18 protein-coding genes are annotated in these 20,791 nt (G+C 60.4%); 10 read left to right on the top strand and 8 right to left on the bottom strand.

The genetic code is table 11. From position 1 onward, the window contains the following. Positions 1 to 14: 14 nt before the first annotated feature. The 6 genes from PCE31107_RS22125 to PCE31107_RS22100 form a co-directional block, all read right to left on the bottom strand. A complete protein-coding gene (locus tag PCE31107_RS22125) occupies positions 15 to 1,409 on the bottom strand; it encodes a CmpA/NrtA family ABC transporter substrate-binding protein (RefSeq protein ID WP_150610675.1) in 1,395 nt (464 codons plus the stop codon). A gap of 59 nt (positions 1,410 to 1,468) precedes the next feature. Further along, entirely contained in the window at positions 1,469 to 2,824 is a 1,356-nt protein-coding gene (locus PCE31107_RS22120; RefSeq protein ID WP_150610674.1) for an FAD-dependent oxidoreductase, read from the bottom strand. Next, positions 2,821 to 3,960: an acyl-CoA dehydrogenase family protein gene (locus PCE31107_RS22115; RefSeq protein WP_150610673.1), complete on the bottom strand. Its 1,140-nt coding sequence runs from the start codon at positions 3,958 to 3,960 to the stop codon at positions 2,821 to 2,823. Before PCE31107_RS22115 ends, PCE31107_RS22120 begins: the two co-directional genes overlap by 4 nt. 44 nt (positions 3,961 to 4,004) lie before the next feature. Then, the gene (locus tag PCE31107_RS22110) at positions 4,005 to 4,544 is read right to left on the bottom strand and encodes an OsmC family protein (RefSeq protein WP_150610672.1); all 540 of its coding nucleotides are present in this window, start codon (positions 4,542 to 4,544) and stop codon (positions 4,005 to 4,007) included. Between the two features lie 217 nt (positions 4,545 to 4,761). Next, positions 4,762 to 6,291 carry a sigma-54 interaction domain-containing protein gene (locus PCE31107_RS22105; RefSeq protein ID WP_217425224.1) on the bottom strand — a complete coding sequence of 510 codons (1,530 nt, stop codon included), beginning with the start codon at positions 6,289 to 6,291 and terminating at the stop codon, positions 4,762 to 4,764. A 398-nt stretch (positions 6,292 to 6,689) separates the two neighbouring features. After that, positions 6,690 to 8,078: an NAD-dependent succinate-semialdehyde dehydrogenase gene (locus PCE31107_RS22100; RefSeq protein ID WP_150610670.1), complete on the bottom strand. Its 1,389-nt coding sequence runs from the start codon at positions 8,076 to 8,078 to the stop codon at positions 6,690 to 6,692. A 267-nt stretch (positions 8,079 to 8,345) separates the two neighbouring features. Here PCE31107_RS22100 and PCE31107_RS22095 point away from each other — a divergent pair, with 267 nt between their 5' ends. The 6 genes from PCE31107_RS22095 to PCE31107_RS22070 all read left to right on the top strand — a co-directional run bounded on the left by PCE31107_RS22095 (position 8,346) and on the right by PCE31107_RS22070 (position 14,331). Next, entirely contained in the window at positions 8,346 to 9,296 is a 951-nt protein-coding gene (locus tag PCE31107_RS22095) for an AraC family transcriptional regulator (RefSeq protein WP_150610669.1), read from the top strand. A gap of 27 nt (positions 9,297 to 9,323) precedes the next feature. Further along, entirely contained in the window at positions 9,324 to 10,208 is an 885-nt protein-coding gene (locus PCE31107_RS22090; protein WP_130025420.1) for a LysR substrate-binding domain-containing protein, read from the top strand. A gap of 152 nt (positions 10,209 to 10,360) precedes the next feature. Next, entirely contained in the window at positions 10,361 to 11,584 is a 1,224-nt protein-coding gene (locus tag PCE31107_RS22085) for a CaiB/BaiF CoA transferase family protein (RefSeq protein ID WP_150610668.1), read from the top strand. Between the two features lie 9 nt (positions 11,585 to 11,593). Beyond that, positions 11,594 to 12,082: a Clp protease/crotonase-like domain-containing protein gene (locus tag PCE31107_RS22080; RefSeq protein WP_130025422.1), complete on the top strand. Its 489-nt coding sequence runs from the start codon at positions 11,594 to 11,596 to the stop codon at positions 12,080 to 12,082. 44 nt (positions 12,083 to 12,126) lie between these two features. Continuing rightward, positions 12,127 to 12,918 (top strand): enoyl-CoA hydratase-related protein, encoded by a 792-nt coding sequence (locus PCE31107_RS22075; protein ID WP_130025423.1) that lies wholly within the window; start codon positions 12,127 to 12,129, stop codon positions 12,916 to 12,918. Between the two features lie 60 nt (positions 12,919 to 12,978). Continuing rightward, the gene (locus PCE31107_RS22070; protein WP_150610667.1) at positions 12,979 to 14,331 is read left to right on the top strand and encodes an MFS transporter; all 1,353 of its coding nucleotides are present in this window, start codon (positions 12,979 to 12,981) and stop codon (positions 14,329 to 14,331) included. 324 nt (positions 14,332 to 14,655) lie between these two features. On the opposite strand, the gene PCE31107_RS22065 is transcribed toward PCE31107_RS22070, so the two are convergent. Continuing rightward, positions 14,656 to 15,387, bottom strand: coding sequence for an ABC transporter substrate-binding protein (locus PCE31107_RS22065; protein ID WP_150610666.1), 732 nt, complete (start codon positions 15,385 to 15,387; stop codon positions 14,656 to 14,658). Between the two features lie 174 nt (positions 15,388 to 15,561). After that, positions 15,562 to 16,239: a GntR family transcriptional regulator gene (locus PCE31107_RS22060; protein ID WP_343032359.1), complete on the bottom strand. Its 678-nt coding sequence runs from the start codon at positions 16,237 to 16,239 to the stop codon at positions 15,562 to 15,564. A 218-nt stretch (positions 16,240 to 16,457) separates the two neighbouring features. Here PCE31107_RS22060 and PCE31107_RS22055 point away from each other — a divergent pair, with 218 nt between their 5' ends. The 4 genes from PCE31107_RS22055 (at position 16,458) to PCE31107_RS22040 (ending at position 20,773) form a co-directional block, all read left to right on the top strand. Further along, complete coding sequence (locus tag PCE31107_RS22055) at positions 16,458 to 17,756, top strand: MFS transporter (protein ID WP_130025426.1); 1,299 nt, start codon at positions 16,458 to 16,460, stop codon at positions 17,754 to 17,756. Positions 17,757 to 17,829: 73 nt separating this feature from the next. After that, positions 17,830 to 18,564: a maleate cis-trans isomerase family protein gene (locus PCE31107_RS22050; RefSeq protein WP_130025427.1), complete on the top strand. Its 735-nt coding sequence runs from the start codon at positions 17,830 to 17,832 to the stop codon at positions 18,562 to 18,564. Positions 18,565 to 18,568: 4 nt separating this feature from the next. Then, the gene (hydA, locus tag PCE31107_RS22045; protein ID WP_130025428.1) at positions 18,569 to 19,984 is read left to right on the top strand and encodes a dihydropyrimidinase; all 1,416 of its coding nucleotides are present in this window, start codon (positions 18,569 to 18,571) and stop codon (positions 19,982 to 19,984) included. Between the two features lie 30 nt (positions 19,985 to 20,014). Then, the gene (locus tag PCE31107_RS22040; protein WP_150610664.1) at positions 20,015 to 20,773 is read left to right on the top strand and encodes an aspartate/glutamate racemase family protein; all 759 of its coding nucleotides are present in this window, start codon (positions 20,015 to 20,017) and stop codon (positions 20,771 to 20,773) included. Positions 20,774 to 20,791: the final 18 nt, after the last annotated feature.

Genomic DNA, 20,791 nt, shown 5'->3' with positions numbered 1-20,791 from the left:
TCATATCCTCTGAATCAGGTCCGCCTGATCGCAAAACTTGCAAGGTAGTTGGCCGGGTTGGCAGGGTCGTATTCACGGCCCATCACTGAGAATTTCCGCATCCCGCCAGCCAACGCATCGTGGTCGACTTCCTGCCCCAGGGCCTTCATTTGCGCACTCGCATCCGTAAGCAAGAACACCTTCTTGGCAAGGTCGTCGTAGGAAATTTGCTTCTTGATGTAGCCCCATCGCTGCATTTGCGTGAGCATCCAGGTGGCCATCGAGTACCACGGAAGCGGTTGAAAATCCGTGCGATCTGCCTGATCACGCACATTTCCGAGCCCATCGGCGTAGTGGCCATTGAGCGCCTGCAGAATGACCGATTCCGGCTGGTTCAGATAGTTTGGCGTCGCGATGGCGCGCGCGATCGCTGGACGGTTCTCTAACTTGTGAGCGCTCGCGGACGCCTTCAGCAACGCACGGTATAACGCCACGAATGTGTTCGGGTTCTGGTCAATGAACCCCTGCGCTACACCGAACGCACAGCACGGGTGCCCGTCCCAAATGTCGCGCGACAAGATGTGAATGAAACCCACCTGGTCATACACAGCGCGTTGATTGAAGGGATCCGGTCCGAGGAACCCATCGATGTTGCCGGCCCTCAGATTGGCGATCATTTCCGCAGGCGGAGTCACGCGGAGCTGAACATCACGGTCGGGGTCCAGTCCATGCTCTGCCAGGTAGTAGCGGAGCAGGAAGTTGTGCATGGAATACTCGAACGGAATGGCGAACTTGAAGCCCTTCCAGTGCTTCGGGTCCCGGTTGTCCTTATGCTTCAGCGCCAATGTGATTGCCTGACCGTTAACGTTCTGAATTGCCGCAACTCGCATGGGCTGGGCGGAAGACCCCAGCCCCATGGAAATGGCGAGCGGCATCGGTGCCAGGAAATGCGACGCGTCGAGCTCGTGATTAAGCATTTGGTCTCGAACCAGCGCCCAACCGGCCGTCTTGCGAAGCGAGACGTTGAGACCCTGCTCCCGATAAAAGCCCATGGGATCCGCCATGATCAGCGGTGTGGCACAGTTGATCGGGATGAAACCTATTTTCAGGTCCTTCTTCTCCAGAGGACGCCTTTCTTCCGCCATCGCCTGAAGGTCGGCCAATGGGAGCACGCTGGCAATGGCGGCACGCGCGGCGTTGATGCCGACCGTACGAAGGAATCGCCGGCGCAGCGCGTCGTGGGGGAACAGCGCCCTGACAGCCGCCATTTCGAGGAAATGACGCGACTGGACGTCTTCATCGTGCACTGGGCGGTGAGCTACAACGCCGCTGCGGGCATCGTGTTCGTCCTGACTGGCGTGCCTGCCACATGAGCAGCGCTCCAGCGAGTGGTCTGGGCTATACGGACGATACGGATTTTCATCTTTCATGTTCGACGCACCTGGTTTGATCCGGACTCGGGTTGGCCGCCCCACGGGCGGCAAGGCATTCAAGCGACTAGCCGCTGCTGCGTGAAGCCCGCTTCGAGGCGGGCAATGACTCGACCATCGAGGCGTTGCTCAATCCGAATCTGACCATCTCGATCATCGGGAGCACCCCATGTACCCTTGGGGCTCGGGACGCCGTGGATAACGATGGGGAATGCCTTCGTTTTCAGGCGAATCAGCGGCGTGCTGTGAACATAGCCGGCATGCTCGCGGTTGAGCACGTGATGCGAAAGCGCCCCCGCTTGCCGCGCGATCGGCTCGATGAATCGGCACGGCACGCCGGCAACGCTGATGCAATCGCCAATCGCATAAATGTCTTCGATGCTTGTCTGCATCGTGTGCGGATCGATAACGATGCCTCGATCAAACGCAAGCCCGGCCATTTTCGCGAGGCGGGTCTCAGTGACGAGCCCCGTCGCAGCGACGACTTCGTCAACGCGAATTTGCTCGCTGCCTTGCATTTGAATGGTCCTTTGGCCGTTTTCCGCTTTCTCGATCCTCTCGATGCGACGCCCTCCCAAGAATCTGACACCTGCATCCTGTAGGCCCGTCAGCAGCCTGTCAGAGACGACCGCCGGAACCAGACTGGCCAGCGGGCCGGGGTTGACATCGATAAGCGACACGGCATGGCCTGCACGCGCAAAATCCTCCGCGAGTTCGCACCCAATCATCCCGGCACCGACGATCGCAACGGTCTTTTTCGCGCCATCCAGGCGTGCGTGAATCCCCGACCATCCCGCCAAATCATTGACACGCCAACATAGGGAGGCCGGCATCTGCTCCGGTAGTGCAGGGCGCGCGCCCTGCGCGATCGCGAGCTTCGTATAGCGAATTGCGCCTCGCGTGGTACGTACCTGTTTGATGGACGGAGAAATGCCGACGACAAACGTTTCCGTCATCAGACGCACATTAAGGCGCCGCGCTGCATTGGCGGCGGACTCCCGAACCAGATCGGCAGGCTTTAGGTTGCGCCCGAGCGCGACGGACAGTTCGGGCTTGAGGTATCTGTCGCCGTTGCATGCGGTCACGAGCGTAATAGGTACGGCGGGGTCGAGCGCACGCAACGCCTCTGCTGCGCTCCAACCGGCAATGCCACCGCCCACGATCACGACGCCGAGCTCACGTGTCGGCGCAACGACCGCGACATCGTCCGAGCGTGCAGTGCACTCCAACGGTTCGTAAGGCTCGAAATCTGCCTTTACAACGCCACAGAGCGGACAAGCCCAGTCCTCCGGAATGTCCTCAAATCTCGTCCCCGGTTCAAGCCCGCTATCGGGGTCGCCCAATGCCTCGTCGTAAATCAAGCCGCAGGCGCGACAGAGGAATTGCCGCCACGGCAAATTCGTCGGGGTGCTCATTCGGGGATCTCCTCTTTCGACAGACGAGCCATCTCCCAACGCAGGTGCTTGATGGCAGGCGTTACGATCGCGACGAACTGAGCCTCACGAATACGGCGTTGCGGCGCAGCGCTCATAAGGTAGCCGCGCGCACCCTGATGCATAAGCGCAGAATTCGCGGCACGCAGTGCCAGTTGCGCGCCTTGTACGCGTGCATCCAGCACATGAAGTAGATAGTCTTTGCTGCCGTCGTATGGCGTTTGCGCGAGCTTGGCGACGCGACTCCCCAGCTCGTCATACTCCGCTTGAAGCTCGGCCGGACCGTCCTCCAGAAATTGGTTGACGTGACCAAGGACTGGCTCGACTTCGCGGATAGAGTCGATACTGCCCTGTGCAATGCCCATTGCCATTCCGGCTTGCAGCAACACAAATACAGCGCGTATCTTCGCAATGAGAGGACGAGCAGGATCCGCGATCATTGCGGCGTCGTCGACAAAGTAATTGTCGAGGCGCACGCCCCAGGTGCTGGTTCCTTCCATGCCCGAAAATTCGGGGCATTGGCGCAATACGACCTCGGGCGTCAGCTTCAGCAGGAACATAATCTCGTGCGACACCGAGCCATCGTCGCGGAACACGCCTGCCATGGCGCCGCAGTAATGTCCCGGCGCGATATGGCTTACCCACGGCAGCGCGCCGCTAACGTGATAGCCGCCGGACACCTTCACTGCGCGTAGCAGCATCTTTTCGATGCCGGCAATTGCTTTCATCGGGTTCGAAAGCGCCGTACCTCCGAAGGTACGCCCCATCGTGTGATCATCGAGCAGTTCGCCAGTCAGCGCAGGATTTCCGGATTGCTCCATGTAAAGCCCACAGACGTCATGTGCCCATGTGAGAAAGCCTGTTGATCCACAACGGCGACTCACCGCGCGCATAGCGTCCAGCGCCAGGCCAACCCTACGACCGCCTCGCTCGAGGTGCGCGCCGAATGCACCTGCGGCGCCGAGCGACCCCAGGATTTCGAGCGGGTAATGGCCCTCATCGATACGATGCGCGGCTTGCGCGAGCGGGCCGTCGGAGATGGCCGTCACGTTTGCCATGACGTGGGAATCGGTCCACGTCGAATCGATCCGGTCGCCAGGAAATTCAACCGCTTTCATGATGCGATACTCCCGTTATTCAGTGTGATGGAGCGTGCGGCGGCTTACTCCGCGAGCGCGATGCTGAACGGGACGGGATTGCGCATGGTGTTTGCAACGGGCGAGTAGTGACTGGCGTGCTTGACGATGTCGTCCAGTGCTTCGCGCGTGGCGTCGCCCTCGATGAGGACCTTCACACGAATTTCCTGGAAGCCCATTTGCGCGGGTTGACGTTCGGCGCCACCAGCGCCCCACGCGGCGGTATTGCCGATGTCGGCTTCCAGGAAGATTTCGAGACGCGAAAGCTTGACTTGGCGGTAGGTCGCCACCGCCGTAATGCCGACGCTCAGGCAACCGCCCAGCGCCGAGAGCGCGATCTCGCCCGGCGCAGGCACCGTGTTTTCACCGAAGAGATGGACCGGCTCGTCCACGACGACCGGGTTGTGGGTGCCGACATAGCTCCACGAGCGGAACTGCCCCTGCATGACCGTATGGACCTTGTTGCTGCCCTTGCGCTCGGGATTTTCACGGCCGGCGGCGGCAAACTTCAAAAGGCCTTCGCGGTCGATGGGGCGCAGGTAGGTGGTGACGGTTTCGGTACTCAAGGTAATTCTCCTGGTGACAGACGTGGCATATGAGGCGGATGAAACGATCTGCGAGATCGCACGTCCATCAATGCAAAGACCGTGCCAGGGGGTGTAAAAATCTATAGGGTGCTGTATTCCTTATATTTTTTATGGCCGACCACGCTGCAAGCCCAATGAGCACCCAATCCCAAATTGTTTACAATGTCGACAATTTGTTGAACATTGTCGGTCGCATCTAGCCGCAGATTTTCTGCCAGCGATACGAGAACTGACGCGTCGTCAACCCGAGCCGTTGCGCTGCGCGCGACTTGTTGCCGCCAGCCAAGCGCAATGCCTGACGCAGTTCATCTTCCGAATGTGAGTCGTTCGCCATGTACTGACGCACCCCTTCCGGAATTTGAACCCTCTGCTGCAGGGTGGAGCCGGGAGTCTCAAACAGTGGCGCCGGTTCCGCTGCGGGTAGAAACCGTTCAACATCTTCCGAATGGAGTATTGGCCTGTCGGCGAGCAGCACGACGCGTTCGATAAAATTCGAGAGTTCGCGGATATTGCCAGGCCATTGGTGGTCCTCGAGCCTTGCGATTGCATCGGGCGCAAGATTGACGTTGCGCTGGTTTGCCTGGTTTGTACGGCTGAGAAAATGCAATGCCAAAGCGCGAATGTCACCTTTGCGCTCGGCTAACGACGGAAGACGAATGGGAATAACGTTGAGTCGGTAGTAGAGATCCTGTCTGAACAGGCCGTTCGAAACATCTGTTTCCAGGCTTCTGTTCGTCGCCGCTACAAGTCTGACGTCCACCTTGATTTCACGCTTCCCACCCAGCCGGGTTATCGTTCCCTCCTGCAATGTCCGAAGCAGCTTTCCCTGCAACGTGAGCGGCAGCTCGCCAATTTCGTCAAGGAAGATCGTCCCCGAAGACGCCTGTTCGAAAAGTCCCTCTCGCACACCCGTCGCACCCGTAAACGCGCCCCGCTCGTAGCCAAACAATTCGGATTCGAAAAGCGTGTCGGGGATGGCTGCACAGTTCACCTTTATGAACGGCTTATCACGGCGTTGACCCGACAAGTGCAGTGCTCTGGCGAACAGCTCCTTGCCGGTGCCTGACTCGCCGAGCAGCAAGACACTTGCCGATGCATCCGAGACGCGCTCCAGCTCCGAGATCGCTTTAAGCAGCGCAGGCGAAGTTCCCACGATTCCGTACTTCGCGCTCTCATGCTCAAGCGCGTGCATCAACATCTCGTTTTGCTCTTCGAGTGCGCGAGTCTTTGCCTTCATCATCGAATCAAGATGAAGGAGGTGGCCAGCCAGTGTCGACAAGATCCGCAAAATAGACACGTCGCTCGATAATGCGCGATTGCGGACACGAATTCGATGGCACGCCAGGACGCCGACGCTTCGATCTTCAATTCGGATGGGGAGCGCGATAAACGACACGGGCCCCGGCGGAAGGCGGTCTCGTGTAACCGCCCGCGCAAGAAAGACATCGTCTCGATCGATGTCCTGCACGATCGTCAACTGGCCATGGCGCAGTACATGCCCTGTTATGCCTTCACCGACCTTGTAGTGCCCCCGTTCGATTTCTTCCGGCTTGAGGCCATACGCATATTGGATCCTGCAACTGTCAGTCGCGGCATCGTCCAGAAGCACGATGCGCCCACGGTTCAGCCCGAGGAGTTCGGACATCAGATGGAGCGTTTCACGAAGAATGACGTCCGGCGATAGCCCTTTGCCTACGAGGCTCATTATTTGTTGGAGAAGGAGCATCTCCTGCTCTCTCCAGAATGCCGGCGAATCGCTTTCACTATGCTGGGAACTCATCTGGCCACCCATGGGATAACAGATCCCATCATAAGATCAACCCGGGCATGAAACATATTCGTGGGCCGAATTCGCCAGCGATGTATGCGCACCCATTCAATAGGGGAAGCAACGAGGCGAGAGCGCCTGGTTAGGGGGAATAAGGCCGGCCAGACTATGGCTCAATTTTCGGCAAGACGGTAGGGGAACCTATATCTTGCGCCTGGCCGTCCGTCTTTTGATGTCTTCTTCCGATGCCTAGCTCATCGTCTGACCCTCGAAAATGACGTGAGCGGGCGCTCACTGGGTCAATACATGAATGACCTCCAGGTAGTTCATGTATTTGTCCGCACCTCCAATCGAACCTATTGGGCAGCCTCCGCCAACCCAGCCATCAGCACATACTTCACTTGAACATACTCTTCGATGCCGTAATAGCCTCCCTCCCGACCATAGCCTGACTGCTTGACCCCGCCAAACGGAACGGAAGCCGTACCTACCGAGCCTGAGTTCAGGATCACCATGCCTGCCTCGATGTCGCGCGAGAGGCGAAATGCCCGCCCGAGATCGCGGGTAAATGCGTAAGCGACCAGACCGTATTCGGTGGCGTTCGCACGCGCAACTACCTCCTTCTCGGAGGCGAATGTGTAAACCGGGAATACCGGACCGAAGAGTTCCGTCGAGCAGATATCCATGTCGTCGGCGACGTTCGTGAGGATAGTCGGCGCATAAAAGAGACCACCGTTGTCGTGCCGCCGCCCGCCGAGCAGCGTCTTCGCGCCGCTCTTTTGCGCCTGCTCGACGAGCCGCGACACCTTGTCGAGTGCCGCCTGATTGATCAGCGGCCCCACTACGAAGTCGGGCTGTAATCCCTGGTCGACACGGATGCGCTCGACGGCTTCCTTCAGGCGCAGCACGAAGCGATCATGAATGCCGGCCTGCACGTAGATGCGATTCGGCGAGATGCAGACCTGTCCCGAGTTGCGTAGTTTTGCCGCAACGAGCCCCGAAATTGCCTGTTCGATGTCTGCGTCATCGAACACGATGAACGGCGCGTTGCCACCGAGTTCCATCGTCAGCTTTTTCAGCGTATCCGCGCATTGCCTTGCGAGCAGTTGGCCGATTCTGGTCGACCCGGTGAACGAAATCTTCCGGATGCGCGGGTCGCTGGTCATCATGCCGCCGATGGACGCAGGGTCGCCCGTCACCATTTCAAAAACGCCCTCGGGAATGCCGGCGCGCCTTGCATATTCAAGCAACTTGTAGGCAGTCAGCGGCGTCTCCTCGGCAGGCTTGATGATGATCGTGCAACCCGCAGCGAGTGCGGTCGCGACCTTGCGTGCAATCATCATGAACGGAAAATTCCAAGGCGTGATCGACGCTACAGGGCCGATCGGCTCCTTGGTAACCAGCACTGCAGCGTCGGCGGCGTGCGATGGAATCGTATCGCCATACACGCGCCGGGCCTCTTCCGCATACCATTCGATAAAGCCCAGACCATAGTCGATTTCGCCGAGCGCTTCGGTCAGGCACTTTCCGTTCTCACGCGAGATCAGTTCGGCGAATTCCCGCCTGTCTTGCCTGACCAGCTCGAACCATTTGCGAAGCAAGTCGCTGCGCTGCCTGGCCAGCGTTCGGGACCATTGATAAAAAGCGGCGCAGGTGCGATCGATCGCCTCACGCACGTCCTGTTCAGTATGATGCTTGACGTGACCCACCACGCTGCCGTCCGCGGGATTCCTGACTTCGATCATGAAGTATCCTTGAGTTCATGTTGGAAGGGTGATTGTCGTGAGCGGGAAATACGCCCAAAGCACGCGACGTGCGCGGCGCTCGTCGACCGAAGACGCGCCCTCGGCACAACCGCATGCGACAACCTGTGGAAATGTTATGAGCGCGGGACAAGGCGGAAAACGCGCATTCGTCTGTGATTCTTGCCTGATCCTATGAGTGGCTGGTGCTTTTCCCGACTGGATGCGAAACTGCGCTCGTCGACCGCTAAGGTTTGTTTCGTCTCCGCCATGGAATCCGCATCGAAACGTCAGGGGCGCGTGCGCCAACAGATGATCGAGTTGTTGCTCGAGCTCGCGCCCAATGAGGGCTATAACCTTTCACCGCTGCCAGACATACGCTTCCTGCGTTCGAATCGGTCGTTGACCAGAACGCCAGTGCTCTATGAGCCGGGCATCGTGATCGTGTGCCAGGGGCGCAAGCGCGGCTTCTGGGGCGATCAGGTCTATCTTTACGATGCCCAGCGCTATCTGGTGGTCTCGGTGCCGTTGCCGTTTTCGATGGAGACCGACGCGAGCGAAGCCGAGCCGTTATTGGCGATCTATTTGCGGCTGGATTTCGGCATTGCCGCCGATTTGCTGCTACAGCTCGAGGAGCACGACGCGCTGACGCCGATGCCACCTCGCGGCATGGCAACGACCACGCTCGATATACCGCTGGGGCAGAGCGTCTTGCGCTTTTTGCAGGCCATGTTGAATCCTCTTGAGGCTCAGATCCTCGGGCCGGCGCTGGTGCGGGAAATTTATTTCCGGGTTTTCTTGGGCGAGCAGGGCGGCTCGATGCGCGCCGCTTTGAGTCGCCAAGGCAATTTCGGCCGCATTTCCCGCGCGATCCGCAAGATTCATACAAATTTTGCGGAACCGTTGACGGTGGAGGAACTCGCCGCCGAAGCGCGCATGAGCGTGCCGACTTTCCATGTGCACTTCAAGGCGGTGACCGACACCTCGCCCCTGCAGTACATCAAGTCCACGCGCTTGCATCAGGCGCGGCTCCTGATGGCGCGGCTCGGCACGACCGCGGCGGCGGCGAGTAGCCAGGTCGGTTATGAAAGTCCGTCTCAATTCAGTCGCGAGTTCAAGCGGCTGTTCGGCGGCAGCCCATTACAGGAAATCGCGCGCATGAAGCGCAATTTTGCGCTGCCCGCCGAAGGCGCGCCGTCGATTTTTGTGTCGTCGCACTAACCCATACACTCTGGACAACCTTCGAACATGGCCCGCCGCGACTCGCTTCCGCCACTCAATCCCACGCGCGCCTTCGAGGCGACCGGGCGTCTGCTCAGCATTTCGAAGGCGGCCGACGAGTTGGCCGTCACCCCCGCGGCGGTGAGCCGGCAGGTCAGAACGCTCGAGGATTTTCTGAAGGCGCCGCTGTTCGAACGGGTGCGCGGCGGTCTCGTGTTGACCACGGTGGGCGCTCGTTATCTGTCGGAGTTGATGCCACTTTTCGCCACGCTGCGCGAAGCGACGGAGGCGATCGTGTCAGGCAGCCAGAGCGATAATGTGCTGCGCATCCGCTCGCCGGCCACGTTCGCGGTGCGCTGGCTGATTCCGAGGCTGGCCAGCTTTCACCGGCTAAATCAAAACATCGATGTGCAATTGACCACGTCGTCGGCGCCGCTGAACTTCGCGCTGGAAGACATTGACGCGGGCATTCAACTGGGCGATGGCGACTGGCCCGGCATGAACACGCAGCGCCTGATTCCCAACGAACTGGTGCCGGTGGCTGCGCCCATGCTCAGCTTGAAAAAGCCGAGACAGCTCGAAGGTCAAACACTGCTGCATTCGCTCGCTCGCCCCGACGACTGGGGGCTGTGGCTGGCCGCCGCGGGCGTGTCGAGAATCAACGCGTTGCGCGGCATGCGTTATGAGACATCGCTGTTGGCATACCAGGCGGCGATCGAGGGGCACGGCGTGGCGATCGCACAGAAGGCGCTGGTCGAGAAGGATTTGGCCGACGGCACCCTGGTCATCCCGTTTGGGCCGACACTCGATCGCGGCGCATACACCTACTATTTCGCATGGCCCTCGGGCAAGCGGCAGACAGGGGCATTGCGCGCGCTTCGCGAATGGCTTGCCACCGTGGTGCACAGCTAGCGATGATGGTAGGGCACATCTCTTTACAAAAAGTCAAAAGGTACGGTCGATAAAGTCGTTTGTCCGCGCGGATTGCGCTCTCTATCCTGTTCTCAATGGCTGCAAATCGGTGACACGAAAGTCATTTGCAGCGCAGAACCGGATAGGAAAAAATGATAAGAGACAGTCTTCGAGGCGTACGCGTGCTGGATTTTTCGCACGTGCTGGCCGGGCCGGTTTGTTCCATGATGCTGGCCGATCTCGGTGCGGACGTGGTCAAGATCGAGCCGCCGTTCGGTGAGCTGGGGCGCAAGATCGGGCCGCCATGGATCAACGGCGAGAGCGTCGCCAATCTCAGTGTCAATCGCAACAAGCGCAGTCTGGCGATTGATCTGAAAGCCGAGGCTGGCCAGCGAACGATAAGGGAGATGGTTCGGCAGGCCGATGTGATTGTCGAGAACTTCCGGCCCGGGGTCATGGCAACGTGGGGTCTGGATTATGCGTCGCTTGAAGCAACTCACGGCAAGCTCGTTTACTGCTCGATCTCCGCGTTTGGACAAACTGGTGCTGCGCGCAGTCGTCCCGCCGTGGACGGCATCATTCAGGCCGCCAGCGGACTGATGAGCACGCTCGGTGAGCCGGGCTCGGCGCCATTGAAGGTACCGGTTCCTGTGGCGGACATGGTGGGCGGCTATATGGCCAGCATCGCTGTGCTCGCGGCGCTGCACGAGGTCCATGGCGGTGGCGCCGGCCAGCACCTGGACATCAGCTTGTTCACAGCAGCCATCGCGCTGCAACAGGTCGGCTTCACGTCGTTTCTCGCCTCCGATACCAACCCGGAAAAGGTCGGCAGTGCCGCGCCTTATGCGTCTCCCAACGAAGCGTTCCAAACCCGTGACGGCTGGCTGATGATTGCCGCTTATCACCCGCAAAGATGGGTGTCGCTTTGCGAGGCGGTTGACTTGCCGCATCTCGCATCGGACCCACGTTTTGTCACCAACACGGATCGCGTGCGCAATCGGGCTGCCCTGCGCCGCGCGCTGGGGGAATGCTTTGCGACCCGCACCACATCCGAATGGCTCGACCTGTTGGCCACTCGCGACATTCTGTGCGCTCCGGTTTCGACATACAGCGAGGTGGTGGATTCTCGCGAGTATCGCGAAAGCGGTATCGATTCGAGCGTCGATCATCCGATTGCCGGTAAGGTGCGGCTGCCTGGCTTTGTCTTCGGCAAAAGCGACGATACGTGTGCCGCGGATATTGCCGCGCCGTTAGTCGGGCAGCACTCAATCGAGGTTCTCGCGGAATACGGTGTTACCCACGAGGAGATCACCAGGCTGATCAGCCTGGGCGTGATTCAGACCACCGCTGCGCAAGATGCGCAGGTCTCTCTGTAGGAGGTGGGGGTGACGTTCGCTGCCGTACTTATCGAGAAGCCACGAAGGGTCACGTTGCTCAGGCTGGCATCTGACAATCCATGTAATCCGCTAACTGATGCGGTTGGTCGGATCGATTCCGACGACCCAGTGCATGCAACTTTCATCACTGGCTCTGACAGGAAATTTGCAGCGGGCGCTGACATAGCGGCGATGTCGGCGCTGACATATGCCGATGCTTCTCAATCGGACTACGTTGGCCGGAACTGCGATCGCCTCCGGGCGCGTTGCAAACCGCCAGTTGCTGGAGCGCTCGATATGGCTAATTCGATGGCAAGACACTCATCGCCCGTTTTAATCGCGATCCAGGAAGCCGAGGGCCGATCCGTTGAGTCGTCCCTGGACGACGGTCTGCTATTCGAGCGACGGCTTTTTCATGCTGGCTTCGCGTTGCACGATCAGAAGGAAGGCATGGCGGCGCTCTTGCAGAAGCGAGCGCCGGAATTTCTCAATAAGTGAGTATCAGTATGAATCGCTACGCAATGAACACCAGACAGGATGTCATGACGACCGACGACGCTCAAAGCGAAGGATTGATTTTGACCCGCGTCGCCAACGGTGTGATGACAATCACGCTGAATGAACCGAAAACCGGTAACGCGCTCGATGTGGCGATGACCGAAGCGCTGGCAGATGCCCTGGAGCGGGCGAGCGGGCTCTCGAACGTGCACTGCGTGTTGCTGCGGTCCTCGGGCAAGCATTTCTGCACGGGTGGCAACGTGAAAGACATGGAGGCTGGTGCCGATCTGATGCAAGGCTCTGTCGAGGCGGTCAGAGAGCGCCTCGCGGGTAGCCTGCATCGCATTCCCCGCGCGTTGCATGCGCTGCCGGTGCCATCCATCGCCGCCGTCAATGGTGCCGCAGTGGGCGCGGGATTCGACGTCGCATTGATGTGCGATTTGCGCATTGCCGCGGAAAATGCCCGTTTCTCGGAAAGCTTTCTGCGGCTCGGTTTGGTCTCTGGCATCGGCGGAGCCTGGTTCCTCACTAGGATTGTCGGGGTCGCCAAGACCATGGAGTTGACGTTGACCAGCGAATTCATCAATGCGTTCCAAGCGCTTGATGCCGGCATCGTCTCGCGAGTCGTGGCCGACGACGCATTGGACGCGGAGGCGGAGCGACTGGCTGAAACAATCGCCAGCAGCCCTCCCCACGCTTTGCGAATGGCCAAGCAACTGGTTCGCCAGTCGGCGCAAGCATCGTTGCCGACAGCCTTGGAGATGGCCGCATCGATGCAGGCCATTCTTCTTTGCGGTGACGAGCACAAGGCCGCGGTTCGCCGGTTTCTCAAGTGAAGCGTCGGTAGACGACGTGCGCTATGTAATACAAATAAAAATCAATGGAAGGAGACAGTCATGAACACGCATGATCGCCAACCGGCGGCGCTACGGCAAATGTTGAAGATCATCACAACCTCAAGCTTGGGAACGATGCTCGAGTACTACGACTTCTTCGTGTACGTCGCGCTGACGGGCACACTGACGCAATTGTTTCTGCCGTCGCAGGACAGAACCGTCGCTGCGCTCGCGGGCGTCGCGACTTTTGGCATTGCTTACCTCGCGCGACCCATCGGCACGATTATCTTTAGCCCCATGGCGGATCGTATCGGGCGCAAAAAGACCTTTGTCATCACACTTGCATTGATGGGTGTCGCGACTGTCGGCATCGGTTGTTTGCCGACTTATGGCGCAGTCGGGGTGGCCGCCCCCGTCGCTTTGCTGGTGCTGCGTATTACGCAAGGCATTGCGCTCGGTGGGGAGTACGGCTCAGCTGTCGTCTATGTGGTCGAATACGCACCGAAGGACAAGCGCGGCATGTTCACGAGCGTCTTGCAGAGCACGGCCGGGGTCGGCCTGCTGCTCGCCCTAGCGATAGTGTCAGCGTTGCGAATGACGCTTGACGCCCAAGCATTTGCCACCTGGGGTTGGCGCGTGCCGTTCCTGGTCTCCGCACCGATCGTCGCGATTGCAACGATGATTCGGTTGGGCATGAAGGAGACGCCGGTGTTCGTGGAAATGCAGGTGAGCGGGCGTTTGTCGAAAGCGCCCCTGTCCGACACGGTGACCAGCAGATCCTCATGGAAAGCCATTCTCGTGGCGATTTTCGGTGCCCAAGGGGGCACTTCGGTATCGTTGTACACGTCGATTGTCTACATGCTGTACTTTCTGCAGAACGTGCTCAAGGTCGAGCCGACTCACGCCAGTCTTTGCGTGGCGGTCGGCATCATCATCGCGACACCGATGTTCCCGGTGTTTGGCCGCTTATCCGATCGAATCGGGCGGGCACGTGTGATGTTCATCGGCATTCTGCTATGGATGGCCAGCGCGTATCCGGCCTTTGCGGGGATCCGCACGGGTGTGCTCAACGAAGCCTGGGGTGTGGTCGCGGCATTTATCACTCTACTCGCCGTGTTGACCGCCATGATCATGGCGCCGCTACCGGCATTTATCGCTGAGTGCTTCCCGCCTCAGAGTCGGACAACCGGATTCGGACTCGCGCAGCAACTGGGCAACATCCTGTTTGGCGGATTTTTACCGCTCATCAGCCTGTCGCTGGTAGCGCTGACCGGCAACCAACTGGCAGGAGTGGCCTATTCGATTACGTCGCTGGTGCCTTGTCTTGCGGTTACTTATTTCTGGGGATTCAAACGAGATCGCGCCAATCGCCAGCCGGATTTGATGAACGCGCCAGCACCGGCCGGTAAGTAACACGCCCGGCAACATTTTGCACTCGCTTGCTGTCGGTAACCACGTCGATAATCCGCCGTGAGGGGGTGGCGCCGATTGCTAGCGGGAGGGGGATATCCGGAGAGCCGCCCGCCATCGCGCATCGGCCCTCTCGGAGATCTCGATCAGATTCAGATCGGGATCGTGCAGCTAAATTGAGCGAATCTTGCTGCTCGCGCCGGATCGGCAAGTATGAGCTTCACACACCGTCAACGCGTTTCCGATTCGGAAAGGGGGCCTCGCCGATGGCGAGCCGGTCAACGTCGGTTCGCCGTCTTTGTCCTTGCTTCGGAGACGTAAGGCGTCTCACGCCGCCGGCGCAACGCTGACCCCCGTCACACCATGACGTTGCATGGCATCCGCCACGAACCCTTCGCGTTTCATGTCTTCCACGAACGTCGTCAGAAATGCCATAGCCGCTTCGCCGCGCGTGATCGGCATACCCATCGCTTGCTGAATGACCATGAAACGCTCGTCGAGCAGCCGATAGCCCGTCAGCGCGGCCACGTCGTGTTCGAGTTGTTGCTTCACGCCAGCGGCCACTTCACAACCCGTCTCGATGAACGTCTTGACCACCGTCGGCGACGTGGGCGCGCGCACGATTTCCGCGTGCTTGAGTTCGCGCGTCAGGAACAGGTCATACGCGCTGCCTTTACCGACGACAACGCGCGTGCCCGCCTGATCGACGTCGGCGTTGGTCGTCACCGGCGAGGCGTCGCGCACCAGGTAAAAGCCTTCGATGAGCAAGTACGGTGCCGTGAAACCGATCGTCGCGGCGCGGCGCGGATCGATGGCGAAAAAGCCCACGTCGGCCTGCTCGTTCGTCACCGTCTCCACCGATTTGCCGGCGGCATCGACCACGACAAGCGCAAGCTCGACGCCCAACCGCCTTGCCAATTCTCCCGCCAGATCGACCGAAATGCCAATGGGCCGGGACTGCCCATCAAGCCCCGCCAGAATCGGATTGCCAAGGTTGATGCAGGCGCGCAGCACGCCAGTCGGCGCAAACGCGGCAAGGAGGGTCGAATCGAGCGTCATGGTCAGGATCGGGAGGTCTGGGGTTCGAGAATATCGGCAATCTTGCCGATGGCGTCGCCGGTGTGGCGCAGGGGGAGGCGTTCGGTACACCGGTACCGGCCGTAAGATTGGCTCACGCCATCCCGATGCGCCTTTTTACCAATGTCGCGGCGGCCGATGCGAGGGCATGACGCGTCAGCTTGCCCCGATCTCGCGGCCACGACGGTGGGGCTCGCCGAGACGAATCGCTTCGGCGACCACGCTAAGCACTTCGGTCCCTGTGTTCTCTGAGTGCGCCTTGAGCACCTCGCCCAAGTGCGGCCGTCCGGCTTCGCGCAGGGCCGCCATGATCCGGTCGTGCTCTTCGTGCGACTCCTGCCAACGCGATAGATCCGCGTTCGCGGCGCCGCGTGCGCGGTGCACCTTGCTCATCAGCGTGGCATAGAGCGATGAGAGCACCGGGTTGGCCGCGCCGTCCACAATCATCTGGTGGATCTGCTGGTTGATCCGGAAGTACTCCGTCCGAAGGCCTTTGCCATGCGCGTCGAGCATCTGCTCGTGCTTCCTCTCGATCGCGGCCAGCGCGCTCTCGGTCAATCGCTGAGATGCCAACTCGCCCGCCATGCGTTCCAGGCCATGCAGGATCTCGAACGTCGCGCGAAGCTCGTCGAGATCGAGTGGCGCGACCCGGTAGCCGATGTATTGCCGATGCAGCACCAGTCCTTCTGATACCAGCGTCTTCAGCGCTTCACGCAACGGCGTCTTCGAGACGTCGAACATTTCGCAAAGCGCCTTCTCGTCGATGCGCTCGCCCGGCGGCAGCTCGCCTTCTTCGATCATGACGCGCAAGCGCGCCGTAATTTCGGCCGCCATGCCTAGCGTGCGGAGTTTGAGGGACTTCTGAAGGGGAAGGGTCACGGTCTCTAGCGCGTTTATCAGTGTCATAAACATCCTACCACGTAGGGAAATCCCTAGCGTAGATTTCAATGAAATCAATTATTTACAGATATTGTAATTACAGATTACAGATTCTATACTCACTCTCAAGTCGCGACGAAAGGTATGTAAGTCATCTACTCTGGAGATTCACCATGCAGTCGACAGGCAGGGTTGCCGCTATGGCAGGCACGAAGAGCGCTGTGCGCTGGAAGATATTTTTCTTGATGTTGTGTCTGATCTCGATCAACTACATCGATCGGGCGTCGTTGTCGGTGGCCATGCCGCTGATCTCGAAGGAGTTCGACCTCACGCCCGCGATGGAAGGGTTGATCCTGAGCGGATTCTTCTGGACGTACGCCGTCATGCAGATTCCGGGCGGCATGCTGGCTGACAAGTACAAGCCGCGCATCGTGATCGCGCTGGCCACGGTTTTCTGGGGCATCTTCCAGGCGGCTGCCGCGCTGTGCACCAGCTCCATGGCACTTCTGCTCACGCGCTTCGGGCTCGGCGCGGCGGAGGCGCCGATCTATCCGGCGGGCGGCAAGCTGAATGCCATCTGGATGACGCAGTACGAGCGCGGCCGTGGCGCAACGCTGCTCGATGGCGGCGCACCGCTGGGGGCTGCCCTTGGTGCCATCATCATCACCTGGCTCATCACGATGCTTGGCTCCTGGCGTCTGGCGTTTGTCGTCGCAGGCGTGGGCACCGTGCTGGCCGGCTACGTCGCCTGGCGCTACATCCGCAACACCCCGCGTGAACACCCGGCCGTCAACGACGAAGAGGCAACCTACATCGAGGAAGCGCAGGCGAACGAACACCGCGCCGAGCCGGCTAATCTCTCCGGTCGTTCGCTGGATTTCTTCAAATACCGCTCGGTTTGGTGCATGGCACTGGGCTGGATGTGCTTCAACACGGTCTTCTACGGTCTGCTGACCTGGATGCCGAATTACCTGCACAAGGTGCACGGCTTCGACATCAAGCAGATGGGCGGCGCGAGCTTCATCATTTTCTTCTGCGGCTTCATCGGCGAATTGTTCGGCGGCTGGGTCGGCGACAAGTGGAAGGCCGCGGGCGGCTCACCCAATAAGGTCATGCGTACCCTCTTCGGCATTGCTGCCGTCATCGCGACCGCGTCGATCTTCTCGGTGGCGTACGTGAAGAGCGATGTCATCACCGTGGTGCTGCTGTCCTCGACGCTCTTCTTCCTGCGCTGGTGTGGCCTGTACTGGTGCATTCCGTCCATTCTCGGCACGCGCAACAAGGTCGGGTTCCTCGGCGGGGTGATGAATCTCGGCGGCAACATCGGGGGCATCAGTGTTCCGCTGATTGTCGGCGTGATCGTGCAGACCACCGGTTCGTATTTCCTCGCGCTGATGTTCTTCGCGGCCGCCGGTGTCGGGCTGTTCATCTGCTCGACGCTGATCGACTACGAACGCAAGCTTCCGGTTTGATTCATCGGACACACGTTTCTCCCTTGATCGGCACGCCGTCCAGGCGGCCGGTCATCGCATTTTTGGTAAGACCATGACGACCCAAAAACGTAAACTGCTTGGCATGCTCACGCCGTCTTCCAACACCGCGCTGGAACCGATTACCAGCGCGATGGTGGCTGACCTCGATCATGTCTCTGTCCATTTCTCCCGCTTTCGCGTCACGCAGATTTCTCTCGGCGAGAACGCGCTTGGCCAATTCGACCTGGAAAAGATTCTCGACGCGGCGCAGCTCCTCGCCGACGCCGAAGTCGATGTCATCGCGTGGAACGGCACTTCCGCCGGGTGGCTGGGCTTCGAGACCGACGAAGCGCTGTGCCGACAGATCACCGAAACGACAGGCATTCCCGCCACCACGTCCGTGCTGGCGCTCAACGAGATCCTCGCGCGCACCGGAGTGACCGAGCTCGGTCTCGTGACCCCGTACCTGGAAGACGTGCAGCAGCGCATCGTCGCGAACTATGCGCGTCGAGGCATTCGTTGCACGGCAGAGCGCCATCTGGGGCTGAGCAAGAACTTCGAGTTTTCCGAGGTCAGCGCGCAGACGCTGGAGGCACTCGTCAACGAGGTGGCTCAAGCGCGCCCGCAAGCCATCACCACGTTCTGCACCAACCTGCACGCCGCGCCGCTCGCCCGCGCGCTGGAAGCCAAGACCGGCATTCCCGTGTACGACACCATCTCGACGGTGCTCTGGAAGTCGCTGCGGCTCGCCGGCGTCGACACGCGCGCCCTGAGCGACTGGGGCCAACTGTTCCAGCAAGGAGAGTAAGACGATGAGCGACACCTTCGATCTGGTCATTCGGCACGCTGACGTGGTCACGGCCGCCGATCGTTTTACTTGCGACATCGGCGTGCGCGACGGTGTGATCGCCGCGCTGGGCCGGAATCTGGCCAGCGGTGCGCGTGAGGTCGACGCCTCGGGATTGCTTGCGCTGCCCGGCGGTGTCGACGGCCACTGCCATCTCGACCAGCCGATGCCGGACGGCCTGCGCATGGCCGATGACTTCTTCACCGGTACACGCGCCGCTGTGTGCGGCGGCACGACGACGGTGATCCCGTTTGCCGCGCAGGAGAAGGGCGGTTCGTTGCGCGCGGCCGTCGACGACTATCACCGCCGCGCCGAGGGGCGTGCGGTGGTGGACTACGGGTTCCATCTGATCGTTGCGGATCCGACGGAGAAGGTGCTCCGCGAAGAGCTGCCGCAATTGATTCGCGAAGGGTACACGTCGTTCAAGATCTACATGACCTACGACGATCTGAAGCTCTCGGACCGTGAGATTCTGGAGGTGTTGTCCGTGGCCCGCGAGCATGGCGCGCTGGTGATGGTGCACGCGGAGAATTCGGATTGCATCGCATGGCTGACGGACAAGCTCGTCGGGCAGGGGCGCATTGCGCCGAAGTTCCATGGCCTCGCGCGGCCCGCGGCCGTCGAGCGCGAAGCGACGCACCGGGCGATCACGTTCGCTGAACTGGTGGACGTGCCGATCCTTATTGTCCATGTCTCGGGCAAGGATGCCATCGGTCAGATTCGTTGGGCACAGGGCCGGGGCATGCAGATTCTGGCCGAGACGTGTCCGCAGTATCTGTATCTGAGCGCCGAGGACATGAATCATCCGGGCGATGACGGTTACGCGGGCGCCAAATGCGTCTGCAGCCCGCCGCCGCGCGATGCCGACAACCAGGAGGCCGTGTGGAAGGCGTTAAAGCAAGGCGTGTTCTCGGTATTCTCGTCGGATCACGCGCCGTTCAACTATGAAGATCCACAGGGCAAGAAACCGGGGGGCAAGCCCCAGTCGTTCGAGCATATCCCCAACGGCATTCCCGGCATTGAGACGCGCCTGCCCTTGCTGTTCGATGGCGTGCATCGCGGGCGCCTGTCGATTCATCAGTTCGTGGAGCTGACGTCGTACCGTCCGGCGCGGCTTTACGGTCTGTATCCGCGCAAGGGCACCATCGCGGTGGGGGCCGATGCCGACATCGTGCTGTGGGATCCGGAGGTGCGCACGACGATTCGCAACACCCAACTGCATCATGCCGTCGACTACACGCCGTACGAGGGGCGCGAGGTCGTCGGCTGGCCGGTCCACTGCTTCTCGCGCGGTGAACAACTCGTGGCCGGCGGGCAATATCTGGCGCCCACTGCGGGGCGAGGGCGTTTTCTGCCCGCAGACGCGCCATCCCTGGTGTGACGCAAGACAACGACAGTGGCAGGAGATTTCATGCGCTTACTTGTGGTGAATCCGAATATTTCGACAAGCGTGACGGGGCTGATCGAGGCCGAAGCCCGTCGTGCCGCATCGCCGGAAACGACGCTCGCCTTCGCGACGGCGTCGTTTGGCGTTGCCTATATCGAGACGCGTTTCGAAGCGCTCGTCGGCGGCTACGCCACGGCGTGTGCCGCTGCGGAACAGGCGGGCACGTTCGATGGCCTCGTGGTCGCCGCGTTTGGCGACCCCGGGTTGGGGGGGATCAAGGAGTTATTCGACGTGCCGGTCGTGGGCATGACCGAAGCGGCGTTGGCGAGCGCGTGCCTGCTCGGCGCGCGCTTTTCGATCATTGCCATCTCGCACCGGATTCAAGCCTGGTATCGGGAGTGTGTCGAAGCGAACGGGCTGACGTCGCGGCTCGCCAGCATTCGCAGCCTGACGTCGCCCTTGCGCGATATTGCGACCGTGCAGGAGGACCACGCGGAGCGCCTCATCGAGCTGAGTCGGCAAGCCGTGGAGGAAGATGGCGCCGACGTGATCGTGGTGGCGGGCGCGCCGCTGGCAGGACTGGCGCGGACATTGCGCGATCGCATTCCGGTGCCAGTCGTCGATGGCGTTTCCAGCGCGGTCCGGCATTGTGAGTCGCTGATGGCATTGCAACCGGGCATGGCGCGCCTGGGCAGCTTCCAGCGCCCGCCGGTGAAGCCGCACGCGGGGCTGCCGCTCGCCGTGAGCCGGATGCTTGAAGCGCCCGGGGCACGGGACGCTTGACGCCGGAGATTGCCCGGA

Origin of the sequence: Pandoraea cepalis (assembly GCF_902459625.1) — a bacterium.
Classification (GTDB): Bacteria; Pseudomonadota; Gammaproteobacteria; order Burkholderiales; family Burkholderiaceae; genus Pandoraea; species Pandoraea cepalis.
Note: the sequence above shows the minus strand (reverse complement) of the source record. Positions and strands in the feature narration are given on the sequence as shown.